Here is a 22,916-nt window from a genome sequence, read left to right on the forward strand (position 1 = left end):
TATAAATGAAAAAAGAGTCTGGGACAAAAGTCTGCGAACTCTAAAACTAAAAGAGAATCTACAAATTACTTAAGCGTGATTTGTAGATTCTCTTATTTTATTGCTTTTATTTTGCTATATTTTTTCAAATTATTGGCCATGAAGGCCAATCCAACATCAGTTTTAACCCTTGTTTTCCCTCTGAGGTTAAATCGAGTGAACCCTAAAATAGCCTTTATCTGGCCAAAAACTGGTTCAACGTCAATTTTCCGTTTGGAAAAGAGCTTAGATCCTTCTTCAGATAAAAGCTTCTGTGTTTCTATATTCTTTAATTCCTGATAGTTTTTATTATAGTAAAGCGCCTTTTGCGGCGCATTTTTTGGGTCCAAAGGCTTATAAACCTGAATTTCAGAAATATAACCACTCATTTTATTTTTTCGTTTTTGGAGATGACTAAAGAAATAAACCGTGCCGTCAGGATGTGTAAAAGTATTACTTTGCTTATCGTAACTCCAATTATCCATATTTTTAGCTGATTTTTTATGTTTCTTTTTCTGCTCTTTATCAAACCGATTATATTTAATCAAATGGTTAATTTTATGGTTATCTAAATAAGTAAGGTTTTCTTCGCTACCATAACCAGCATCAGCTATAATGCATTTCGGGAAATTAGGAAAACTTTCAACAAAGGGTTGTAAAGTCCGCGTGTCCGTCGGATTGTGGAAAATATCATAATGAAGGACAAACTGGTTTTCAGTCGCTACTTGGATATTGTATCCCGCTTTCAATTGCCCATTCATCATATGATCATCTTTCATTCGCATGAACGTAGCATCAGGATCTGTTTTTGAATAGCTGTTTCTTCCGTTAAATGTTTCAAACTGTTTGGCATACTTTTGTTTGCGGGGTAGAAAATCTTTACTCACTTTACGGTAATGTTTTTTCAAACGACGACGTTCTTGTTTACGTTGATCTGGCCCTTTTACAGGAGTTTCCTCAATATCTTCAGTGAGTTTATCGATTTCTTCCTTAAGAACTTTAGATATCTCTTGAAGCATATTTTCTTCTAGATCTAAATTTTCATCATATTGGATGCCAGCATCAACCATCGGTTGAATTTCATTAAAGTAATATTCACGTGAAGTCACTTTTAATTGCTCTGCATATTTTTCAGTTGCCTTTTTCCAAACAAAAGAATATTTATTGGCATTCGCTTCAATTTTAGTTCCATCTATAAAGCAATTTTCTAAATGAATTAATTTCTCTAACTTTAACTGAGTGGTAAACTCAACGAATAAATTTTCTAATAAACATCTACAATTTTCTGAGGAACGGAAGCGATTAATCGTTCGATAGCTAATAACTTGTTGAGCGACTAGCCACTGCATGGGTATATTTTCAACCATTAATTCTTCTATTTTTCTTCCACTAAATACGCCTTTACTATAAGCATATAAAAGCGCCATAATTAAAGGTTTTGGATGATAGGCAGGACGTCCGTCCTGGGTACTGAAGCTTTCAAAATGTTTTTCATCCAGAGATTCAATAAAATTATAGATTGAAAATACAATATGATCTGGATCGATACATGCAGATAATTCTAGTGGAAGTGTTGTTTGATTCATGTTATATTGTATGTACACAAGAAGCACCCCTTAATCTTTAGTGTGGTTACTAATATTATAGCAGGGTGCTTTTTTTATACCTAATTTTAAGTAAAAGGGATAAGAAATTAGTGAAAACTAACTTCTTATCCCTTTTTATTTCGAGGCTTTTGTCCCAGCCTCTTTTTATTTCGAGGCTTTTGTCCCAGCCTCTTTTTTTAGTCAAGTAAGTTTCTGCGTTTTAAGAGTGGACGTAAACGCAGGGCTAAGATAAAGGCCAGTGCACTTTTGAGGATTTCAGCCAGGATAAAGGGAGTGATCCCAATGGCTAAAAGTCCACCGATGGAAAGCCCCTTGCCCATATAGCTGTTTAAAATAAAGGCCATATAGACAAAACCAATTGAATTGGTCACTAAGTAATTAATGACTAGGGCAATGAGGTATTCTCTAGGCCCTGGATTGGCTTGCTTAGCTAAATAGGTTGAAACCAGGCTAGCGGCAGCAAGAAAGCCAATAATAAAGCCAAAGGAAGGAGTTAGGACACTTTGGAAGCCTCCATGGAAGCCAGCAAAGAATGGTAAGCCGATTAAGCCACCCAGCAAGTAGAGCAAGGTGGTAAGAAAGGCTTCCTTAGGTTTTAAAAATAAGGCAATTAAATTAACTGCAAAGGTTTGTAGGGTAAAGGGAACAATCCCAATCGGAATAGTTAACTGAGAAGCGATAACCAATAAGGCTATCATTAAAGCAATACGAGTAATTTCTTTGGTTTTCATTTTTGTTTTCTCCTTATGCAAAGATCGATTAACAGGGCTTATGAGCCGCTGTCCCTATTAAGTAAGAAAAATTATCTTTGCTTAATAAGTTTTTTGCTTCTAGCTAGTCGCTAACGAATTGTTGACTTCCAAAATGAATATTGGGGCTGACTAGGGCGTGGATGTCCCCAGCGCTATCTTCCACTAAGAGCTGGCCTTGTTCATTAATCCCTTTTATTTTCCCAGTTTTATTGACCTGGTTTTCTTGGTAGCTTACTTCTTTACCCAGACCCAGTAGGTGTTTTTTATAGGTGTCTAGAAATTCACCTTGGGCAAAGTGGTGATGGTAGGTCATAAAGCATTGGATAAGGTCAGCTAAGAATTGATTAATATTAAAGTCTTTAGGCAACTCTTTTCCAAAAAAGGTCCCAGCAATTTCCCTAATATCAGCCACTTTAGACAAGTCACCGGCTAAATTTAAACCCAAACCGACGACAATATAAGACACGCTAGGAATCTCTAAGTCAGAGACCATTTCGCAAAGGATTCCGGCTGCCTTGTGACCTTGGTAGAAGAGATCGTTAACCCATTTGACCTGGATGGATTCAGCTAAGTAACTCCCCAAAGTGTCGATCACGGCACTGGCCGCTAAGAGGGTGTAGAGAGGTACTTCAGCTGGACTAGAACAATTGGGTTTCAGAGCCAAACTGACATACAAGCCATCCTCTAAGGAAGAATAGAAGCTTTTTCCTAGACGTCCTTTTCCGGCTGTTTGTTTTTGACTAGCACAAATAACCAAGTCATCTTGGTGTTGACTCTTATAGGCCTTGATATATTCATTGGTAGACCCCACTTCATCTAAAAGAATGAGCTTCCACTTGGCTTCCCCTTGGTCCAGGTAATAAGTCAATAGACTCTCGTTTAGCCGTTGGGGTAGGGCCTGAATCTGGTAGCCTTGCTTTCCAGATTCGATGACGAAGCCTTCCTTACGTAGATTTTCAACCGCCTTCCATACTGCATTACGGGAGAGGTTGAGTTGGTCGGCTAGGACCTGGCCACTAAGGGGCGCTACCATAAGCTGATCTAAAACCGCTTGACTGGTTGTCATGCAAGTATCTTCCTTTCTGAATAATCTTAACGAATAGCTAGAAGCATTTTATATTTTACAAAGATTGGGATAATCTTGTCAACTCATTTTTAAGAAGGGGTGACGAAAACGATAGGCTAACCATATCATTTTAAAGACCTCTTTGATCGTGTTAAAATGGGAATATAAGATAAAAGGAGGAAAAGTTATGTCAGAAAAATTTGATCAAATTAAGGGTAAAGTCAAAGAAACCGCTGGAAAAGTATTTGATGACAAAGGAACTGAAAACGAAGGCAAGACTGAAGACCTATCTGCCCAAGCTAAAGAAGCAGTTAACGATGTAAAGGACTCCGTAAAGGGAGCAGTTGATGGGGTTAAGAATAGCTTTTCAGACGACAAAGAATAAGAAGTACAGATAAATTTATCATTTAAAAGAGGCTAGGATTTATCCTAGCCTCTTTTTCTTGGTGGTGCGCCTGGCATGGGCGACAACTCGGTGGTGAAAGTCCACTACAGGCCTTTGCAGTAGGAACTGTTAGCCAATGACAAGGGTGTCCACCGTGAGGTGGAATCTGAAGGAAGTTGGAGGCAAATACTTGCACTGACGTACAGAAACTTCATAAAGAAAGGCTGTCAAAAGATGGATGAGCTTGCCAGACAAAGTGAAGTCCAATACTGCACGAATCTGAGACAGTAGATGAAGCAGTGACATGAGTAGAAAGTTGTCGTTCTTACCCAGGGAGATCTCACAGACGGCGCAGGAGTCCCCTTATAAGAAGCCGGTCGAAAAAGGTTTACTGTGAGAAGTCAGCCGAAGTCATAGTAGTTTCCAGAGGAAACGAAGGACTGAACAATATCCATGTTTATTTAGATGGGAGGTAGCTCAATTATGGGAAAAGCAGAAAAGTTGCGGAAGCAACGCAGCCTACAGAGGAATAAGGTGGAACCTGAAAAGTATGTAGATGTGCTTAGTGGTAGAGCTATTGAATATATGAAAAGACATGATGGGTCTCTAATGAGTCTCGTTGTCAGAGAAGAAAACCTCATGCGAGCAGCTCAATTAGTTCGTAAGAACAAAGGAGCAGCTGGTATTGATGGTGTTTCCGCAGAAGCTGCGGAAGCTGAAGTAAGAAAGTATCTTAGACCCTTACAACAGAAATTGATGAATGCAACATATAAACCTCAACCGGTCAAGCGGGTAGAAATTCCCAAAGCCAATGGAGGAGTTCGTCGATTAGGTATTCCTGTGGTCAGGGATCGCATTGTTCAACAAGCCATTCGACAAGTGATTGAACCAATCATAGATCCTCAACTATCACCTTATAGTCATGGCTTTCGTAAAGGCAAGAGTGCACATAGTGCACTGAAACAATGTGTCGACTATTACGAAACAGGCTATAAAGTTGTGGTTGATTGCGATCTAAAGAATTGTTTCGATAATTTTAATCAAGATAAAATGATTCATTACTTGGAACAAATGGTAAAAGATCCAGCGATATCACGTATTCTTAGACGTTTTATGAGTGCAGGTGTTATTGATATGTCTGGTCAATTTATTGACAGTCATACGGGTACCCCTCAAGGGGGTGTTATTTCACCGCTTCTATGTAATGTTTATTTAAATGAATTGGATAGAGAATTAGAACGTCGTGGACATCGTTTTGTACGTTACGCAGATGACTTTGCGATTTTCGTCAAATCTAAGCGAGCAGGAGAACGTGTGCTAAAAAGTATTACTACTTACATTGAAAAAGATCTTCGATTAACCGTTAACCATGAGAAAAGTCAAGTGGGTTCGCCAACCCGTTTAAAATTCTTGGGTTGCCTTATCAAGCCTACCCGAAAGGGTTGTCGTTTTCGTCCGACGAATGAAGCGAAGAAGAAATTCAAAGCAAAGTTAAAACGTCTGACAAGTCGAAAGCGACCAGGTACCTTTAAAACCATTGTAAAAGAGATCAACCAAGTCACACAAGGTTGGATCAACTATTTTGGAGTAGGCTATATTAAAACCTATATTGAAGAGATAGAACAATGGTTAAACCATCGCCTAAGGCAACTCATTTTGAAGCGATGGAAAAACTGTCGAACGAAGATTATACGCCTCATGCGGTTGGGATTGGATAGTGAAAGCGCGAAGCGTATTGCTTTCTCACGCAAGAAGTATTGGCGTCTATCCAAGACACCGGAGGTGCACTACGCTCTGACAACAAAAAGACTCCGTCAGTGGGGATTAAAATCATTAACCCTCCTGGCGGAGTCTGCCTATTTAAGATATTGAACCGCCGTATACGGAACCGTACGTACGGTGGTGTGAGAGGTCCTCTGTCCGACTAACGGACAGAGTCCTACTCGATCCAGTTGCTATAGTTGGTCGAAGTGTCAGCGAGTTACAGATATAGTATACGTAGCGGTCTTGACTTTTGGAGCACGTTTTGAATAGATAGTTCGTGTTTTAAAAAGAGCCTGGGACATTTGTCCCAGGCTCTTATGGTATTTTCCTCCAGCGATTCAAGTTTCTGACGGCGTCCTCACATTCTTATTTTTAATCTTTATTCATAGAGTGGATATATTTTTTACTAGCGGCTAAGTCGTCTTCATCTAACAAGACCTTTACGGTATCTAGGGCTTGGAGTGTGGTATCACCATGTGGGGTGATACTTTGCCCCTTGCGTTCAATATTTAAGAGCAGGGCACTAGGCGGAAAGGCTAAGTCTTTAACGGCTAGCTGGTTAAATTGGGAGAGGACACTCACTTGATAAGTCAGGCTAATTTTTTTCTTGGTGAGCTTTGTCGCTGCTTTGTCCTGCATCCGTTCATAAAGACTTTCATAAATAGGCGCCAGGCCCAGTCTTTCGCAGATGATATAGGCAAGGGCAGCCACAATGGCCAAGGGCAGGAGGTTGTTGAGATTGCCGACCATTTCCACAACGAGAATGATAGAAGTTAATGGCGACCGTACCACAGCCGTTAGAACTCCAACCATGCCTAAAACCATGAAATTAGTTAATAAGGCTGAATTAATAGGAAGAAAAAGCTGAATAAGCATAAAAATGCTAGCCCCACTGAGACAACCAATGGCCAATGTAGGAAGAAAAATTCCGCCCGGAACCCCCGTGCTATAGCAAAAGGCGGTAAAGAAAATCTTGGCAAAGAGAATGATTAAGAGGAGCTGCAGGGAAAAGGGCTGGGCGATAAAGTCAAAAACCAGTTCATGTCCTGACCCGGTGATCCAAGAAAAACCATAGGAAACTAAAGCAGCCAATAGGAAACCGGCCATTACCCGGTGAATTATTTTTGGAAAAAACTTTTGCATGGTGGTTTGCAAGGCTAAAAGTGACTTGGAAAAGCAATAGCCGATAAGAGCAGAGGCTATCCCCAAAAGGATGAGAGCAAAATAAAGTTTTAAGGGAAAGCTTTCTGGTGTTTTTAGGGCAAAGGAGGGCTGTAAACCAAATAGCGATTTAGAGATCAAGTCAGCTAGGATGGCTGAAATCAGGGCGGGAATTAAGATAAAGGAAGAAATACTCTTATGAATTTCTTCTAATACAAATAAGCTTGCCGCAATTGGAGCATTAAAGGCAGCGGCTAAACCGGCAGCGGCTCCGGCGGTAATTAAGAGGCGACTGTCTTCAGGACTGGTCTGGCGTTTTTTACTGTAACCCTTAGCCACAGCCGCTCCGATTTGAATCGAAGGACCCTCACGTCCTAAAGACATCCCGCTAATGATGGCAAAAAGCCCCCCTACAAATTTTGACAATAATAAGGAAAGAACCGGCATATTAAATTGTCCCAGTAATTCTCCCGTCACCTGAGGGATGCCACTGCCTCCAGAGAGGGGAGACTGTTTTAATAAGTAGCCGGTAACCCCAGCCATCAGGATGACCGTAATGATAGTTATAGCGATAAAGCTTAAATGATTTTGGCTAAAGAGCCAAGTGTGCCACTGGGAAGCATAGCCTAATAAATAGCGGTAGAGGACTGCGAAGAATCCCGCTAAGGCTCCTACGGCAATGGCCTCGATGATTGAGAGGGCGTGTGACTTAGCCACTTCGGTCTGCAATTTATTGGCTTTGAATGGACTTGTTTTCACTTTTCAGCCTTCTTTCTAGAGAGTTAATCGTCCAAGACGATATCACTTCCATTATAGCAAGGCTGTCAAGACGATATGAAAAATCTCACTTAGAGCTATTCAGAGCGATTGAGAAAAGTCAGGCTAATTCCAAATAAAATGAGGAAAATTCCTGAATTGTATCGGTCTATTTCGCAAAAAAGACAGGAAATGTTTCAATATTACAAAGTATATTACAAAAATATTACAGAGCCAGTGAATAATTTCTCTCTAAAATTGACTTAAAGGAAAAAGTACCCCAGGAAAGGGGCCATAGCAATATTTAATAATTCTTTAAAAAGATATGGCTTATAAAAGATAAGCTTTTAATTTTTCACTAAGAAGGCGAAAATGAAATAATTTGTAATCGACTTGTTACCCAAAAAAATTCCCCAGCATATATAATAGATATTGTGAATAAATAGATTTTAATAAATTTTAAAAACTTCTGGGGGTAAAACAGAATTATGAAAAAGACAAAGAAAATCATGTTAGGAACATCTGTACTGACTTCAGCGGCCTTAGCTGCTGTTATCGCACCAAATGTTGATGCGGCTGAATATACCATTAAGGTAGGAGACACTCTATCTGAATTAGCACTTCAATTTAATACCACTATTGAAGAATTACGTGACGGTAACAACATTGAAGATGTTAACCTTATCTTCGCTGGGGAAACCTTAGACGTTCCTTCTGCAGAAACACCTCAAGCTTCTAATAAAAAAGAAGTTAAAGCTGAAAAACCAGCACCAGCACCTGCTGCAAAAACCACTACTAGCCAAACTGCAGATGCTAATGGCGTTTACACCGTTGTTGCTGGAGACACTTTAAACAAAATTGCTGCTCAATTTAACACCACTGCTCAAGCCATTCGTGATTTGAACGGTTTACAAGGGGACTTAATCTTAATTGGTCAACAATTACAAGTGAAAGTGGCTTTACAAGAAAGCCCAGCTCCAGTTGCTGAATACCAAGCAGCTCCTCAAGCTTCAGTTGTTGAAGAAGAAAAATTAGTTACTGAACTTCCTGAAGTGACTGCAAATGAAGGACATGTAGAAGAAAACGTCAGTCCAGTTGAAGCACCAGCAAGTCCAGAAGTGGCAGAAGCTGAAGTCGCTCCTAAAACAGAAGTTGTTGAAGCAGAAGTCGCTAGCCCAGCTCCAGCCAAAGAAGTAAAAGTTGAAGAAACTGTAGTTAGTGAAGCTGCTCCAGCAAAAGAAGCTGCTGAAAAAGCTCAGGCAGAACAAGCCCAAGCTGCTAAAGAAGCGCAAGTTCAAGCAGAACAAGCAGCCAAAGAGGCAGAAGCTCAAAAAGCTGCTCAAGCCGCTAAGGAAGCTGAAGCGAAAAAGGCCGCTCAAGCGCAAGCCCAAGCAGAACAAGCTGCCAAGGAAGCCGAAGCCCAAAGAGCCGCTCAAGCCGCTAAGGAAGCTGAAGAACAAAAGGCAGCCCAAGCTGCTAAACAAGCTGAAATTGAAAAATCTCAACTACAAGCCCAAACTTACCAAGCAGCTAATACTCAAGTCCAAGCCCAACCAGTAAGCACAAACAATGCTACTGTCTTATCTGCTTACGATGGGAGTGTTGACCCACGTGGTTTAGCTCCAGCAGGACAATGTACTTATTATGTCATTAACCGCCTACATGCCTTAGGCAAACCAGTTCCTGGTCCTATGGGTAACGCTAACCAGTGGGCATATACTGCAAGTAATCATGGTATCCCAGTATCAAATACACCAACCGTCGGCTCTGTGGTTTCCTTCCCAGCCGGTGTTGCAGGTGCATCTGGTTATGGCCACGTTGCCTTTGTTGAAGGGGTTAACCCAGATGGTTCCATCCGTATTTCAGAAATGAACTTCGGTGGTTCACCAAACGTGACTTACCGTACCGTTGATGCTGGTTCTGCAGCAGCCTCATCCTACATCCATTTCTAATAAATCAAGTAATAAAAAACGAGTGTTTACCCCACTCGTTTTTTATTTAGTCAATTTTTATGGATGATACATGATTATAAGCGAGCTTTTGGCACCACCAAGACTCGCTTTTTTGCTTAGAAGCCATGCGAGAAGTCAGAAATAAAAGGGCCGGCATTGGTTTTTCACCCTTTTCACGGTATAATGTATAAATTAGAGAGTAATCTATTGACCATTCTTTGTCGACCCTGCCGCAGGGGTTGACTTAGATTGGTGGAAATAGGGAAATTTAGATGGAAAATTGAAGTTCTTAAACTAAAACGGGTTCCAGTCATACGATGCTTATGGATTTTCTTCTAGCCATATCGTCCTCTACTGTAACTGTTACACTTAAGGAGTTTTAATAATGAAAAAAATTTTAGTCGTTGATGATGAAAAACCAATTTCAGATATCATTACTTTCAACCTTCAAAAGGAAGGCTATGATACCCTGGCAGCTTTCGATGGCGAAGAAGCCTTAGAAAGCTTTGCCAGCTACCAACCCGACCTTATTGTTTTGGACTTAATGTTGCCTAAAAAAGACGGCTTGGAAGTGTGTCGTGAGATCCGTAAGACCAGCAGTGTTCCTATCATTATGTTAACCGCTAAGGGTGAGGAAATTGACAAGGTGCTCGGCTTGGAAATGGGAGCCGATGACTATGTGACCAAGCCTTTTTCCAATCGGGAGCTTTCAGCGCGGATTAAGGCCAACCTCCGCCGTTCCCAGGTTAACGTTGAGGCTGCAGAAGAAAAAGAAGAAAGTAATGAATTAAATGTCGGTAACCTAACCATTCATGAAGATGCCTACTATGTGTCTAAAAATGGTAAGGAAGTTGACCTGACCCACCGTGAGTTTGAACTCCTTCATTACCTATCCAAGCACTTAGGCCAAGTCATGACCCGGGAACACCTCTTGCAGACGGTATGGGGCTATGACTACTTTGGCGATGTTCGGACCGTGGACGTGACCGTGCGTCGTCTACGTGAGAAGATTGAAGACACCCCCAGCCATCCCAAATTACTCATGACCCGCCGTGGGGTGGGGTATTATCTCCAAGATAATGACCAGGAGTAGGAAGCCATGAAGGAAAAACAAGAAAAATCGAAAATTTCCTTTCTTAATTCGATTCATTTAAAGATTCCTTTGGTCATTATCTTGCTCTTATTACTTGGTTTGCAATTTGCCGGGGCGTATTTTATCCAACAATTGGAACAGGAAATGATGAGCAGCTTTGATGATCAAATGAATGTGCAAATTGGCTTCTTGGAGGATAGCGTTCGCCCTATTATTCAAAATGAAGATAATAAGACGAGTGACCAACAGGCGCAATTAATTAATTCATTGCGTCGTTTTAATGTTAGCAATGTTTTAGAAACCTTGGTGGTTGATGATAAGGGACAGATTCTTGCTTCATCTAACCCCAGCAACCAGGCCAATGTGGGCCAACAAACGACTGATAACATGATCCGTACAGTTCTCTATAATAACACCAGCCTGAGTAAGGAAATGTATGATAATGAAGAGAACTTACGAATTAAACAATATGTTGTCCCTATTTTTTCATCGGATAATTCCGGTCTTTTGATCGGGGTTTTAAGTGTGACGGTCAACATTGAAAGTGTCTACAACCAAGTGCAAAATACGGGTTTGATTTATATCACTTCATCGGGCTTGGCCTTGGTCTTTTCTATCTTACTGGCAGTCTTAATCTCTAGAGGGATTACCGGTCCAGTCCAAGAAATGACCAATCAAATTGAAAAGATTGCCGATGGAAATTATAGTGACCAGGTTAAGGTCTATAGTAATGATGAGATGGGTGTTTTAGCCCAGTCGATTAACTATCTATCAGTTCGAGTACGCGAAGCCCAAGAATCCACGGAATCTGAACGCCAACGGCTAGATTCGGTCTTAAAACATATGACCGATGGGGTGATTGCCACTGACCGCCGCAGCCGGGTCATGATTACCAATAACCGGGCCTGTGAATTAATCGGCAAAAAAGAAGCTGAAATTATGGGTCATTCCATTATGGAAGTGCTTAATTTAAGGGATAAATATACTTTCCGTGAGTTATTGAATAGTGAAAGTGATATTTTAATGCATTTTACTTCTGATGATGGCCAAGAATCCATTATTAAGGGCGAGTTATCTGTCATCCAAAGGGAGTCGGGTTATGTCAGTGGTCTAGTTTGGGTCTTAACCGATGTGACTGAGCATGAAAAGATTGAACGTGACCGCCGCCAATTTGTCTCAAATGTTTCTCATGAATTGCGGACGCCCTTGACCAGTGTCAGGTCCTATAGTGAAGCCCTGGCGGATGGCGCCATTAAGGATTCTGAATTAGCGGTAGAATTTCTTGGTGTCATTCAAAGGGAGACCGACCGCATGATTCGAATGATTAGTGACCTCTTGAACCTCTCTCGGATGGACTCTAACCGCCAGGAAATGAACCTGGAATTGATCGATTTCCAAGGCTTAGTCAACCATATCTTGGACCGTTTCGATATGATGATTCAATCAGAGGATTATGTCAATGAAGAATACCATATCCAACGCGAATTAACCAAGTCACCGATCTGGGTGGAGGCTGACCAAGACCGCCTCACCCAAGTGATTGATAATATCTTAAACAACGCTATCAAGTATTCACCGGATGGGGGGACGATTACGGTCCGTCTCATGACCACTCATAATGAGGCCATATTAAGTGTTCAAGACCAAGGATTAGGTATTCCACAAAAAGCTCTTGGACACGTTTTTGACCGCTTCTACCGGGTGGACAAGGCTCGCTCCCGCCAACAAGGTGGTTCAGGTCTAGGTCTGGCTATCGCTAAGGAAGTTGTGGAATTACATCACGGAAAAATTTGGGCCAATAGTATTGAGAATAAGGGATCAACCTTCTTTATTTCTCTGCCCTTTGAACCTGATATGGGGGAGGATGATTGGGAATAATGCGAAAATTTTGGACAAACTTGCCTCATTTTCTATTAACCTTTTTAGTCTTACTGAGTATCTTTTTCTCCCTTAATATTATTGGGCCTTTCACTAACTTATCTAGTAATTGGTCAGGGGATGAGGGAATGGAAGCAAAAACCACTGCCCTTACCCCGACTCAAATAGCTAATCCGGGGGATAAGACGCCGCTCTTAAAAGTATTCCGGCCAGTTTCTTTGGTCTACTCTGACGGAGAAGGCTTTTGGCAAAGCCGGGAAGCCAATTTGTTAACCCACTTTAATGAGAAGATGACCCAGTTAAAAGTGGATAAGCTTGACTTGGACAGCCTCAAGAAAGAATCGCTGGCTGACTATATCCAAGAAAGTCATAATAAGGAAATGATCGAGCTGGAGTACGCTGATCAAATCCCCCTCCAACTCTTGGGCTTGACTAGTGATGATATTAGTGGTGAATTGGGACAAATTCCCATCAATCTTATCTCCTACCCGCGGGATAGCCGAATGCTTTACTTGATTGACCGGGAAGAGGGTCTGGTCTATAGTCTGCCTTTAAAAGCGCCGGCTAACTTTGATGACTTAAAGACCAGTATCGATGAGAATAAGAATGGTTTTAAGGCCGTTAAGCGGGTTGATTTGAAAACCCCTTACCACTACTTGCTCGACGACAAAGTTGAGGTCAAGGCCCTATCCTATATTTTGGAACGTCAATCCAATGCGGCCTACTTGCAACTCTTATTTAACCTTCCTGACCAAGTCAATGACTATAGTGATGTTGAGTCTGCTCGCTACTATACTGAAAACAAGGGCTTAGTGATTAATAATAGTAATTTTGAAATTTTATTCAACCAGACCGTTGATTACGAGCTTAATACTGATCCTTTGTCGGTCATCTTACAAGCCTACAATGACCTCCAACGCATCCAGGCCAATAATGATAACTGGATCTATAGTCAATATAACCATAAAGAAAAGAATGTCACCTTTAGAAAAGTCGTTGGCGGTATTCCTATTTATGGGTCTAATTTTGTTTCACGGATCCGAATTGGTTTTCCTAAGGACCATACCCTGCAAGCTAAATTTTCAGCACTCAATATTCAAACGCCTTTGAATGATTTGACGGAAAATTTTGAAATGCAACCGGCTACCAGTATTATGAAATTGCTTGAAGTCAACCATATTAGCAGTAAGGATATTGATTCGATAAATATTGGCTATTACTGGGTACCTAGTTCCAAGTCCAATCGTTTAATTTCCTTAGTGCCTTGTTGGATGATTGAAAAAGATGGGACCTATTTCATGCTAGATGAACTGGTCGACATGACTAAAAATGAGGCTTATGTGATACGGAATACGGCAAATGACGTTCCGGTCTATATCAAACACAATCGCAGCGACCAGGAGGCCCAACCAGCAGAAGTTGATAGTAATAATGAAGAAGTCTTTAAAGAAATGAATCAGGCTCAGAGCCGTTAGAGGGAGGAAGTCTTATGAATTTTCGTCAAATTGAAAATATATTGATTATTGTCTTTCTCGCCTTAAATATCTTTCTTGCCTATATTCTCTTTGGTAAGAGTTTTATGGAGACGACTTCCATCCAGTCCAATATTAATATCCAACAGGAATTAAAGAATAATGAAGTGACCATGAACTTTAGCCCTTCTTCAGATGACGTCCAGTTGCCGCTGATCGCAGGCAAACAAAGTCGCCTATCCACCGATGGAGGAGACCGGACCAAGGAACAGAAGTTAGAATGGCGGGATTCGACTGAGGAACTCTATGGCGAGTTCAAAAATCCGATTAAGTTACCCGCGCTGACAGAGAACAATGTGGAAAACCCTACCCAGTTGTCCCCAGAAGCCTTAAAGCCGATTGAGGACTTGTTAGCTTCTGGAGCGATTGAGCATGGCCAAGAATATCACTTCTTGATCTATAACCGCCAACGTAAAATTATTTACTATGGGCAAAATACCTATGCCGACAAACTGGCCATGGATTCTAGTGCTGAATTACTATTTCATTTAAATGATCAAAATGAAATCGTTTCCTATGAATTGAGCCATGTCCATGACGTGAGTCCGCAAGGGGAAGAACGCCCATTGATCACCCAAAAGAATGCCATTGATAATTTATATCTCTATAATGAGATCCCTTCCAAGGCCAATATTTTGTCAGCCAATATTTGTTACCAGCAAACTTTATCAGTTGATGATATTATTGTTTTTAAACCGGTTTGGGCCATTATGATGCAGTTGGATGACCATACCACTAAAACCACCTTTGTTGATGCCATTAATGGGACGATCGTCCAAAATGCTCCCGCTTCTCAGCCGGTTAATCCCACCAATGATGGCGACAAGGCGGGTAGCCAAAATCGTCAAGGCACCTAGGAAGGAGATCAAGCCATGAAAAAAGAATTCCCAACTCTTATCTTAAGCATCCTTTTAGGCCTGCTTTGCCTGCTTCCTGATTCGGTTTTGGCAGCAGATAATCAAGGAATTTCAGTTGCGGATTACCAGGTTAAGGTGGAATTTGACCAGCAAGGGGATATTAAGGAGCACGAACAAGTTCGCTATCAGTTTGATAAGCAAGTCGACCAATTAAGCCATGTGATTAGTACAGGCGAAAGCGGCCACCTACGTCAATTAAATATTGATATGCGGATGGATTCAGCTAGCGAAGCCTTTCCTTTTGTTCAGAGTACTTCCCACACGGTAGGAACCTTTGACCTCCACCAAAACGGCAATAATGTCCAAGTGGACCTCTACAATACCATGTCCGGCGACGATGAAATTGTGAATTATATTGCCAATATTGAGGATGTCTGGACTAAGTACGGCAATCAAGTGATTATGCAAAAGGACTTTTTGCTCTTGCCTTTCGATATCCACTCCGCTCAAATTACCTTTAAATTTCCCCAGGCGGTGGACCAAAACCACTATAAGACCTGGCTAGCTAGTCCAGCCCATATCCAAGAGAAGTGGCTAGATGAGTCGACCTTACAAGTTCAAGTCAGAGATCTGAGAGCGGATAGTAAGTTGAACGTACAAATGGTGCTTCCAGCTGACGTGATGCCTAATATCAAAGGGGAAGGCCCCGTCTCTAAGGGTGAGCAAATTAACCGAGAGATTGATAAGCATATCGGCGCCAGACAAGCCTGGTACCGCCAACGCTACTGGATAGTGATGGGGGTCAGTTTAGCCTTAGTCGTCTTATTGATCCTTTACACTTACTTCTTGCTCAGACGCAAGCAAAAGATTCGGCAAGCAGCTGATGCTAAGCAAGTCAACCACAGCCATGAGCTCAATCCAGTCGAAGTTAGCGAACTATTGAAGAAGAATTACAGCCAGCATGATAAGTTGTGGCTGATTCTTTTATCCTTAGTAGCTAAGGGGCACTTATCCTTACGTTTTGTCAACGCAGATGACCGCTTCTACCCTTACTTTAAAGTCTTAGCTAGTCAAAGTGATGACCCCTATGAACAAGTTGTTCTGGATGCTTTTAGTAAGCAACAGGAGGGTGGAGATCTTGATTTTGCCAGTTTTAAATATAGTCTGGGTCTGAAAAAGAAGGGCAAGACCAGGAACTACCGTAACTTGTTGCATGCCCTTAGCAAGCTGGATAAAAAACGAAAACAGGACCTGCAGTTATTAGATAAGGTTGGAAGTCGCTTTTATGGCTTTTTATGGTGGCTTTATGTCACTGTCTTTATCGTCCTAGCGGGTTTAGTGATTTGGCTGATCTGGGAGATAAATACGGGCCTTATTTGGCTCTTAGCCCTGGCCTTTTGCTTAGTGGGAATCTACTTACTGAGGCGCTATACTCTGCCGATTTATAATGCCCAGGGGCAAGAACTTGCCAAATATTGGAAGACTTATTTCGAATCTCTCAAGGGTCGCGACCAGTCCTTGGGTTACAGTCAAAAGGACTACCTCTACAGCTTTGTGACTGGGGACAACTACCGACTGGTTAAGCAAGCGAAAAAAGCCAACCAGTCGCTAAGCGGCAACTTAGCTCAGGCTTTAGATGCTGTGAACCAATACCAATTAAAAGATTTTATGTAAGAAACGAGGAGAATGAAGTTTGGATGTTTTGGACAAAGACGCAGAGCAAAAAGATTTTACCATGCGCATTTGTATGTTAGCCAGTGGGTCAACAGGAAATGTGACTTATATTGAAACCCCACAGCGGAATATCTTAGTTGATGCGGGCTTAAGTGGTAAGCGTATTGAGGAATTGCTGCAGAAAATTGGCCGGGACGCCAAGGACCTTGATGCCATCTTTATCTCTCACGAACATTCTGACCATTCCAAGGGGGCAGGCATTATGGCCCGGCGCTACCAACTCCCCATCTATGCCAATGCCGATACCTGGTCCTATCTGGAGCAGAAATGTGGCAAGTTAGACGCCGACCAAAAGATAATTATGGAGCCGGGGGAACGGATTAGCTTTGGAGATGTCGATATTCTAAGTTTTCCTGTCAGTCATGATTCTATCAATGCGCAGTTCTATGCCTTTCAAAAGGATGGTAAGCAATTCGCCATGATGACAGACTTAGGCTATGTTTCCGATCGTTTAGCTGGCCTGGTATACAATTCTGATGCCTTAATGATTGAAAGTAACTATGACAATGATATGTTAAGAATGGGGAAGTATCCTTGGCGTTTAAAGCAAAGGATTTTTTCTGACCGGGGTCACCTGTCTAATGTTGAAACGGCGGAAGCCCTGACTAAAATGATAGGTGAGCGAACCAAACGGGTTTACCTGGGGCATATTTCCAGGGAAAATAACTTAAATGCCCTGGCCCTTGAAACCAATACGGCGATTTTAAAGGAGAACGGCCTCGGGGTGGGCTATGATTTTGATCTTTATGAGACCCACCATTACCAACCTACCGATCTATTTACCCTTTAATGAGAAAATATTCATATATTTTTCAAATAATCATTCTAAGATAGTTAAAATCCTTGAAGTGAACAATTATAACAAGTGGAGGAAAAATATGCCTAAAGAAGTTAATCCTGATAAAAATCATAATTTAAAAGATGATACTAAAAACGCTATTAATTCCAAATGGGGAACCGCTATTATCAGTGGCCTAATCGGTGCTGGTTTAGTGGGTGGGGTTTCCGCTTACGCCAACCAAGATAAGGTTTCTGAAGATGAAGTGAAAACCATGGTGGAACGCCAGGTCAATGCCGAAAGCCAAAATAAGAACGAAAATAAGGGGCAACAAGGGACCCAACAAGCCAGTGTGGAGATTCAATCTGATGTTTCTGCTGTGGTGGATAAGGTTGCCGGCTCGGTGGTTTCTGTGGTGAACTTGGCCCGTCCTAACAACCAAGTTTATGACTTATTTGGCTTTACCCAACCCAGCCGCAATAGTGATGAACTAAAAACCGCCTCAGAAGGTTCGGGTGTCATCTATAAGGTCCATGGCGATAAGGCTTATATCGTTACCAACAACCATGTGATTAAGGGGAGCGATGCCCTGGAGATAATCCTTGCTGACGGGACCCAAGTGCCAGTTGACCTGGTAGGGGCTGATCCTTGGACTGACCTGGCTGTCTTGGCCATGCCAGCTGAGTATGCTAAAACTGTGGCAGAATTTGGGGATTCTTCCCAATTGAAGGTGGGGGAACCAGCCATTGCTATCGGTTCGCCTTTAGGGTCTGACTTTGCTTCAACGGTAACATCAGGTATCGTTTCTGGTTTGAACCGGCAAGTGCCGACCGACTTAGATGAAGACGGGCAAAGTGATTGGACCGTGACTGCTATTCAAACGGATGCAGCCATTAACCCAGGTAACTCAGGGGGCGCTTTGGTGAACTCTGCCGGCCAAGTGATTGGGATCAACTCGATGAAGATTTCCACCGCCCAAGTTGAAGGTATGGGCTTCGCCATCCCAAGTAATGACGTGACCACAATTATTAGCCAGTTAGAAAAAGATGGCCATGTAACCCGGCCAGGACTTGGCCTGCGCATGGCTAGTCTCTACCAATTCCCGCTGGAACGGCAAAAACAAATGCTGAAATTGCCTGAAGCGGTTGAGGACGGGGTAGTCGTGATGGAGGTTGACCCTAATTCTCCTGCCGACCAAGCAGGCTTGAAGCAGTATGATGTGATTACCCGCTTTGGCGACCATGAAATTAAGGATACTACTCAATTACGTCAAGCCCTCTATGGTTCAGACCCCAATGGAAAGGTTGAAATTGAATATTACCGCAATGGTAAGAAGCAAATCACTACCATTCAATTACGGCCTCAAGACCACCATAATGCCTAGTTGACTAAAATTTTTGGGATAATGATAGTAAATTAAGCCTCAGGAAAACTGGGGCTTTTTCTTTGTTCTTGGCCTTGGCTTTATCAACATAATCCCCAAGCCTTATGCACAAGATCAGGGTAAAACTTTGTGAAACTGTGGATAACTTTGTTGAAAAGTGGATAAGTCCCGTCACAATGGGCTTCTTTCATGTGGGCAATTATGTGTATAAAAAGTGAAAACTTGGGATAGGTCGAAATTTCTGGGTAAAAACCCCTTCATAATAGGCTTTATTATTAACAACTTGTGGATTTGTGGAGGAAACTGTGGATAAGTCCTTGTGAAAAGGAGGAGTTATGCTATGATGAAGGAGAATTTGAAGAAAAGGGTGACTTGAGATGCGGATTACCATTCTCAGCGTGGGAAAATTGAAAGAAAAATATTTGAAACAGGGGATTGCTGAGTATCAAAAACGAATGCAACGCTATGGGAAATTAGAAGTGATTGAGGTTAAGGATGAGCCTACCCCAGACAATGCCAGCGACTTGGAAAACCAGCAAATCATCGAAAAAGAGGGTCAACGCCTACTGGCTAAGATTTCTCCCCAAGCCTATGTCATTGTGCTTGCTATCAAGGGTCAGGACTTAAGTTCGGAAGAATTGGCCCAGCAAATTGATCACTGCCTGACCTATGGCAAGAGCGACATTGTCTTTGTCATTGGCGGATCCTTGGGGACTAGTCCGGCGGTCAATCAAAGGGCCGATCTCTTACTCAGTTTTGGTCGGATGACCCTTCCCCATCAATTGATGCGTTTGGTGCTTAGCGAGCAAATTTACCGGGCCTTTCGCATTATTCACCACGAACCCTATCATAAATAGAGTGCGACAGTCACAACAAAGGACGAAATCGCTGGAAGAAAATACCATAAGCACAGAATACTGTGCGCTGGAATTTTCTGAAGCGGACGTTCGTCCTGTGGCTGGAGCAGGTTTAAGAAGAGTGCGACAAAAGTCAAAAAGAGCCCTGAACCACTGGAGCGAAAAGTCGAAAGAATTCACGCAGAGAATTCGTCGACGTTTCGTGAAGTGAACGTCAGGGCAGACTTTTGGAACAGGTTTGAAAAGGATGTGAGGACGCCACTAAAGGCTTGAATTGCTGGAGGAAAATACCATAAGCACAGTAGGTCTGTGTGTTGGTATTTTCTGAAGCAACTTCAAGGCTGGCGTCCAAACTCAACTATAGAGTGCGACAAAAGTCAAAAAAGCCACTAGGCTCTGTGGATAAGTAAACTTATCCAGGGCCTAGTGGCTTGGTTTTTACTATAAAATTTTATTGGCCTTGGTTATTTTGGGCATAATTGGTGCCAAAGATTGAATCCCAGATGCCTAAGAGGCTTTGCCAGAGACTGTGGAAGAAATCGGTGATTCCATTTTTATCAGTCTCGTCCATATTATCCCAAGCGGATTTTGCGGAATCCACTAATTGGCCGCTCTTTTCTTTTAAGGTTTGTCCAAAGTTGGAAAGAGCGTTTTTTTGCTCCTCAGTCAGTTCGATTTGGCTAAATTTCGTCATTAAGTCCCGTAATTGTTGAATATTTTCTTCAGAAAGGACGCCATTAAGATTGTAATTATTGATGACGTTATTAACAATGACTTGGATGGTATTGCCATCGATCGATCCACCATTTTGTTCCTTGGCTTGTTGGATTTGGTTTTTCATATCAGCGATGGCAGCATTCAAGGTTTCGTCAGAATAATTTTCTTTGTTTTGGTTTTCCTTAGTAATGGTTGAAGCGGTTTGCAATTCTTCTTGGGCGACAGAAACTGCCTTGCCATCTAAGGCTTGGCCGCTGTCTTGGAAGGCCTTATAGACACCTGCCAAGGCACCGGAACCGTCCACTTGAACAGCGGAAGCGACTTTAATATCAACATTGGTTGCTCCGGCTGTTAGGGCTGCGTTCTCGTATTGTAAGGGCGTAATGGCGGTAATGGTTTTAGGGGTGACGATTTCTACATTGACCCCACTGTGCTTGGCTGGGGCAATATAAGCGGATGAATAAACTTGGTAGTAGGGGTAATTATCATGTAATAGGCCATTCAATTCATTAATATTCACTTGGACAGCCCGGGCATTGGCATCAACCCCTAAGAGCTTTTGAGTCTCCTGGAATTGACCTTGGTTGAGGGACTCACCATAAGTAAAAATAGATTCTTTGATAGCTGCCTGGGCACTTGTTTGGGGAATGAAGAGGGTTATGGCCATTAGGCAAGCGAGTACGGCCAAGAGCCCACGTTTCAATTGATTCATTCGAAAAACCTCCTTAATTGTTAATTCTATTATAACATGGCTAAAAAGATAATCTTTTAGCTTTTCCTTAAGGGGAGGCTAAGGAATGTTAAAAAATTGCGCGAAAACTAAAATTTTATTTTAAGAAATAAATAAGCTTTAAGGAGGTCATAATGCGCTAAAATAGTTCTATCAAAAATTTGTAAAGCGATTGAAGATGAAAGAGGCGATGACAATGAATAAAGAAAAAGCCCATGAATTATTACGCTTATTAGAAAAAGATGCCAGCCTAAGTGACCAAACCTTGGCCGACATGCTTTCCTTAAGCAAAGATGAAGTCGTAGAGATGAAGACGGTGCTCAAAGACGCTAATATCCTCTCTGGTATCCAAGCCATGGTCAACTGGGATGCAACGGATAATGAATATGCATCGGCCATGATAGAAATCACAGTGAACTTGCATAAGGGCGTTTCTTACCAACAAGTCGCTGATGTGATTAGTCAGTACGATGAAGTGGAAGCTCTGTATTTAATGAGTGGGGCCTATGACTATCTGGTCTTAACTAAGCGCCTCCCCATGCATAGGATATCAGGTTTTGTTAATAAATTAGCCACCCTAGATCACGTTCAAGGGACTGCCACCCATATTGTCATGCAACGCTATAAGGACCACGGGACCCAATTTAAGACGAAGACGGATGGTAGAAATCGGTTGGTGATTAGCCAATGAGCCAGTCAATCAGTCATAAAGCGGTCCAACTAGCCCCTTCTGGCATCCGCCGTTTCTTTGAAGTTGCCAATGAAATCCCTGATGTCATTTCTTTAGGGGTGGGGGAACCCGATTTTATGACTCCCATGCCTATCCGACAAGCAGCCATGCAATGTATTCGTGAAGGAAAAACCTACTATACAGCCAATGCCGGTTTGATGGAATTACGTCAGGCTATTAGTCAATATATCGATGTTAAACATGACCTGCATTATGATCCCAGTTCAGAAATCGTGGTGACTGTTGGGGGAAGTGAAGCTATTGATATGGTATGTCGGGCGATTATTAATCCTGGTGATGAGGTTATTTGTATTGACCCTAGCTACGTTTCCTATGCCCCTTCAATCAAACTAGCTGATGGTGTCGTTGTTCCCGTGACTTTAAGGGCTGATCAACACTTTATTCTGACTCCGGAAGATTTAGAAGCCGCCATCACTCCTCAAACCAAGGCAATGATTATTAACTTCCCGAACAATCCTACTGGAGCAAGTATGACTAAGGAAGAGCTGGCTACCTTAGTTCCAGTGATTGAGGCTCATGATCTCTATGTCATCACTGATGAAATTTATTCTGAATTAAATTATAATCAAGAACACTTGGTGTCGATTGCTGCTTTTCCAGGAATGAAAGAGCGAACCATTTACATCAATGGTTTTTCTAAATCCTTTGCCATGACCGGTTGGCGCTTGGGCTACGCTTGTGCCCCTCATGAGATTATGGAACAAATGATAAAAATTCACCAGTTTACCATTATGGCTGCTCCAACCATTTCTCAATATGCAGGGATTGTCGCTCTAAGAGACTGCGACCATGATGTCCAAGTGATGCGGCGGTCCTACCAACAAAGGCGGAACTTTTTGATGGCCCGGTTTAAGGACATGGGCCTCCCTTGCTTTGAGCCCCAAGGAGCCTTTTATACCTTTCCGGATATTAGTGAATTTGGTCTATCCAGTGAAGAATTTGCCTTGAAATTATTAGATGAAGAAAAATTAGCGGTTGTTCCTGGATCAGCCTTTGGCGAAGGTGGTGAAGGGCATATTCGTATCTCCTATGCCTATTCCTTGAATGAACTAGAAGCAGCGGTCGAAAAACTTAACCATTTTATCCAAAAACTAAGACAAGACTAGTAAAAAAACACTTGCCCCTTTTCGGACAAGTGTTTTTG

The 22,916-nt window shown here is 42.0% G+C and carries 18 protein-coding genes; 13 read left to right on the forward strand and 5 right to left on the reverse strand.

All coding sequences use genetic code 11. From position 1 onward, the window contains the following. Positions 1 to 92: 92 nt before the first annotated feature. The 3 genes from DBT50_RS01605 to DBT50_RS01615 form a co-directional block, all read right to left on the reverse strand. The gene (locus tag DBT50_RS01605; RefSeq protein WP_195851428.1) at positions 93 to 1,622 is read right to left on the reverse strand and encodes an IS1182 family transposase; all 1,530 of its coding nucleotides are present in this window, start codon (positions 1,620 to 1,622) and stop codon (positions 93 to 95) included. 179 nt (positions 1,623 to 1,801) lie between these two features. Beyond that, entirely contained in the window at positions 1,802 to 2,356 is a 555-nt protein-coding gene (locus DBT50_RS01610) for a biotin transporter BioY (RefSeq protein WP_013668916.1), read from the reverse strand. 103 nt (positions 2,357 to 2,459) lie between these two features. Further along, on the reverse strand, positions 2,460 to 3,443 hold the full coding sequence (locus DBT50_RS01615) for a biotin--[acetyl-CoA-carboxylase] ligase (RefSeq protein WP_111852798.1): 984 nt from the start codon (positions 3,441 to 3,443) through the stop codon (positions 2,460 to 2,462). A gap of 187 nt (positions 3,444 to 3,630) precedes the next feature. Here DBT50_RS01615 and DBT50_RS01620 point away from each other — a divergent pair, with 187 nt between their 5' ends. Both DBT50_RS01620 and ltrA read left to right on the forward strand, forming a co-directional pair. Beyond that, on the forward strand, positions 3,631 to 3,828 hold the full coding sequence (locus tag DBT50_RS01620) for a CsbD family protein (protein ID WP_111852797.1): 198 nt from the start codon (positions 3,631 to 3,633) through the stop codon (positions 3,826 to 3,828). A gap of 483 nt (positions 3,829 to 4,311) precedes the next feature. After that, positions 4,312 to 5,700 (forward strand): group II intron reverse transcriptase/maturase, encoded by a 1,389-nt coding sequence (ltrA, locus tag DBT50_RS01625; protein WP_224785078.1) that lies wholly within the window; start codon positions 4,312 to 4,314, stop codon positions 5,698 to 5,700. Between the two features lie 264 nt (positions 5,701 to 5,964). Here ltrA and DBT50_RS01630 read toward each other — a convergent pair whose 3' ends face one another. Beyond that, positions 5,965 to 7,512: a ClC family H(+)/Cl(-) exchange transporter gene (locus DBT50_RS01630; RefSeq protein WP_111851920.1), complete on the reverse strand. Its 1,548-nt coding sequence runs from the start codon at positions 7,510 to 7,512 to the stop codon at positions 5,965 to 5,967. Positions 7,513 to 7,997: 485 nt separating this feature from the next. Here DBT50_RS01630 and DBT50_RS01635 point away from each other — a divergent pair, with 485 nt between their 5' ends. From DBT50_RS01635 to rlmH, 9 genes are all read left to right on the forward strand, one after another. Beyond that, a complete protein-coding gene (locus tag DBT50_RS01635; RefSeq protein WP_111853074.1) occupies positions 7,998 to 9,461 on the forward strand; it encodes a LysM peptidoglycan-binding domain-containing protein in 1,464 nt (487 codons plus the stop codon). A 385-nt stretch (positions 9,462 to 9,846) separates the two neighbouring features. Beyond that, the gene (gene yycF / locus DBT50_RS01640; protein ID WP_060777751.1) at positions 9,847 to 10,554 is read left to right on the forward strand and encodes a response regulator YycF; all 708 of its coding nucleotides are present in this window, start codon (positions 9,847 to 9,849) and stop codon (positions 10,552 to 10,554) included. A gap of 6 nt (positions 10,555 to 10,560) precedes the next feature. Further along, complete coding sequence (walK, locus tag DBT50_RS01645; protein WP_111851916.1) at positions 10,561 to 12,432, forward strand: cell wall metabolism sensor histidine kinase WalK; 1,872 nt, start codon at positions 10,561 to 10,563, stop codon at positions 12,430 to 12,432. Positions 12,433 to 12,560: 128 nt separating this feature from the next. Continuing rightward, positions 12,561 to 13,907 (forward strand): hypothetical protein, encoded by a 1,347-nt coding sequence (locus DBT50_RS01650; protein WP_146742895.1) that lies wholly within the window; start codon positions 12,561 to 12,563, stop codon positions 13,905 to 13,907. 14 nt (positions 13,908 to 13,921) lie between these two features. Further along, positions 13,922 to 14,821 carry a two-component system regulatory protein YycI gene (locus DBT50_RS01655; RefSeq protein WP_111851914.1) on the forward strand — a complete coding sequence of 300 codons (900 nt, stop codon included), beginning with the start codon at positions 13,922 to 13,924 and terminating at the stop codon, positions 14,819 to 14,821. 15 nt (positions 14,822 to 14,836) lie between these two features. Further along, a complete protein-coding gene (locus DBT50_RS01660; RefSeq protein WP_111851912.1) occupies positions 14,837 to 16,495 on the forward strand; it encodes a DUF2207 family protein in 1,659 nt (552 codons plus the stop codon). A 19-nt stretch (positions 16,496 to 16,514) separates the two neighbouring features. Beyond that, positions 16,515 to 17,345, forward strand: a complete 831-nt coding sequence (locus DBT50_RS01665) for an MBL fold metallo-hydrolase (RefSeq protein ID WP_013669254.1) — start codon at positions 16,515 to 16,517, stop codon at positions 17,343 to 17,345. 88 nt (positions 17,346 to 17,433) lie between these two features. Next, the gene (locus tag DBT50_RS01670) at positions 17,434 to 18,717 is read left to right on the forward strand and encodes a S1C family serine protease (protein ID WP_111851910.1); all 1,284 of its coding nucleotides are present in this window, start codon (positions 17,434 to 17,436) and stop codon (positions 18,715 to 18,717) included. A gap of 377 nt (positions 18,718 to 19,094) precedes the next feature. Beyond that, on the forward strand, positions 19,095 to 19,574 hold the full coding sequence (rlmH, locus tag DBT50_RS01675) for a 23S rRNA (pseudouridine(1915)-N(3))-methyltransferase RlmH (RefSeq protein ID WP_111851908.1): 480 nt from the start codon (positions 19,095 to 19,097) through the stop codon (positions 19,572 to 19,574). Between the two features lie 451 nt (positions 19,575 to 20,025). Here rlmH and DBT50_RS01680 read toward each other — a convergent pair whose 3' ends face one another. Continuing rightward, positions 20,026 to 21,003, reverse strand: coding sequence for a DUF1002 domain-containing protein (locus DBT50_RS01680; protein WP_111851906.1), 978 nt, complete (start codon positions 21,001 to 21,003; stop codon positions 20,026 to 20,028). A gap of 214 nt (positions 21,004 to 21,217) precedes the next feature. Here DBT50_RS01680 and DBT50_RS01685 point away from each other — a divergent pair, with 214 nt between their 5' ends. Both DBT50_RS01685 and DBT50_RS01690 read left to right on the forward strand, forming a co-directional pair. Beyond that, the gene (locus tag DBT50_RS01685; RefSeq protein ID WP_111821431.1) at positions 21,218 to 21,712 is read left to right on the forward strand and encodes an Lrp/AsnC family transcriptional regulator; all 495 of its coding nucleotides are present in this window, start codon (positions 21,218 to 21,220) and stop codon (positions 21,710 to 21,712) included. Further along, entirely contained in the window at positions 21,709 to 22,878 is a 1,170-nt protein-coding gene (locus DBT50_RS01690; RefSeq protein WP_111851904.1) for a pyridoxal phosphate-dependent aminotransferase, read from the forward strand. Before DBT50_RS01685 ends, DBT50_RS01690 begins: the two co-directional genes overlap by 4 nt. The last annotated feature ends 38 nt before the right edge of the window (positions 22,879 to 22,916 follow it).

It is taken from the genome of Aerococcus tenax (genome assembly GCF_003286645.3).
Classification (GTDB): domain Bacteria; phylum Bacillota; class Bacilli; order Lactobacillales; family Aerococcaceae; genus Aerococcus; species Aerococcus tenax.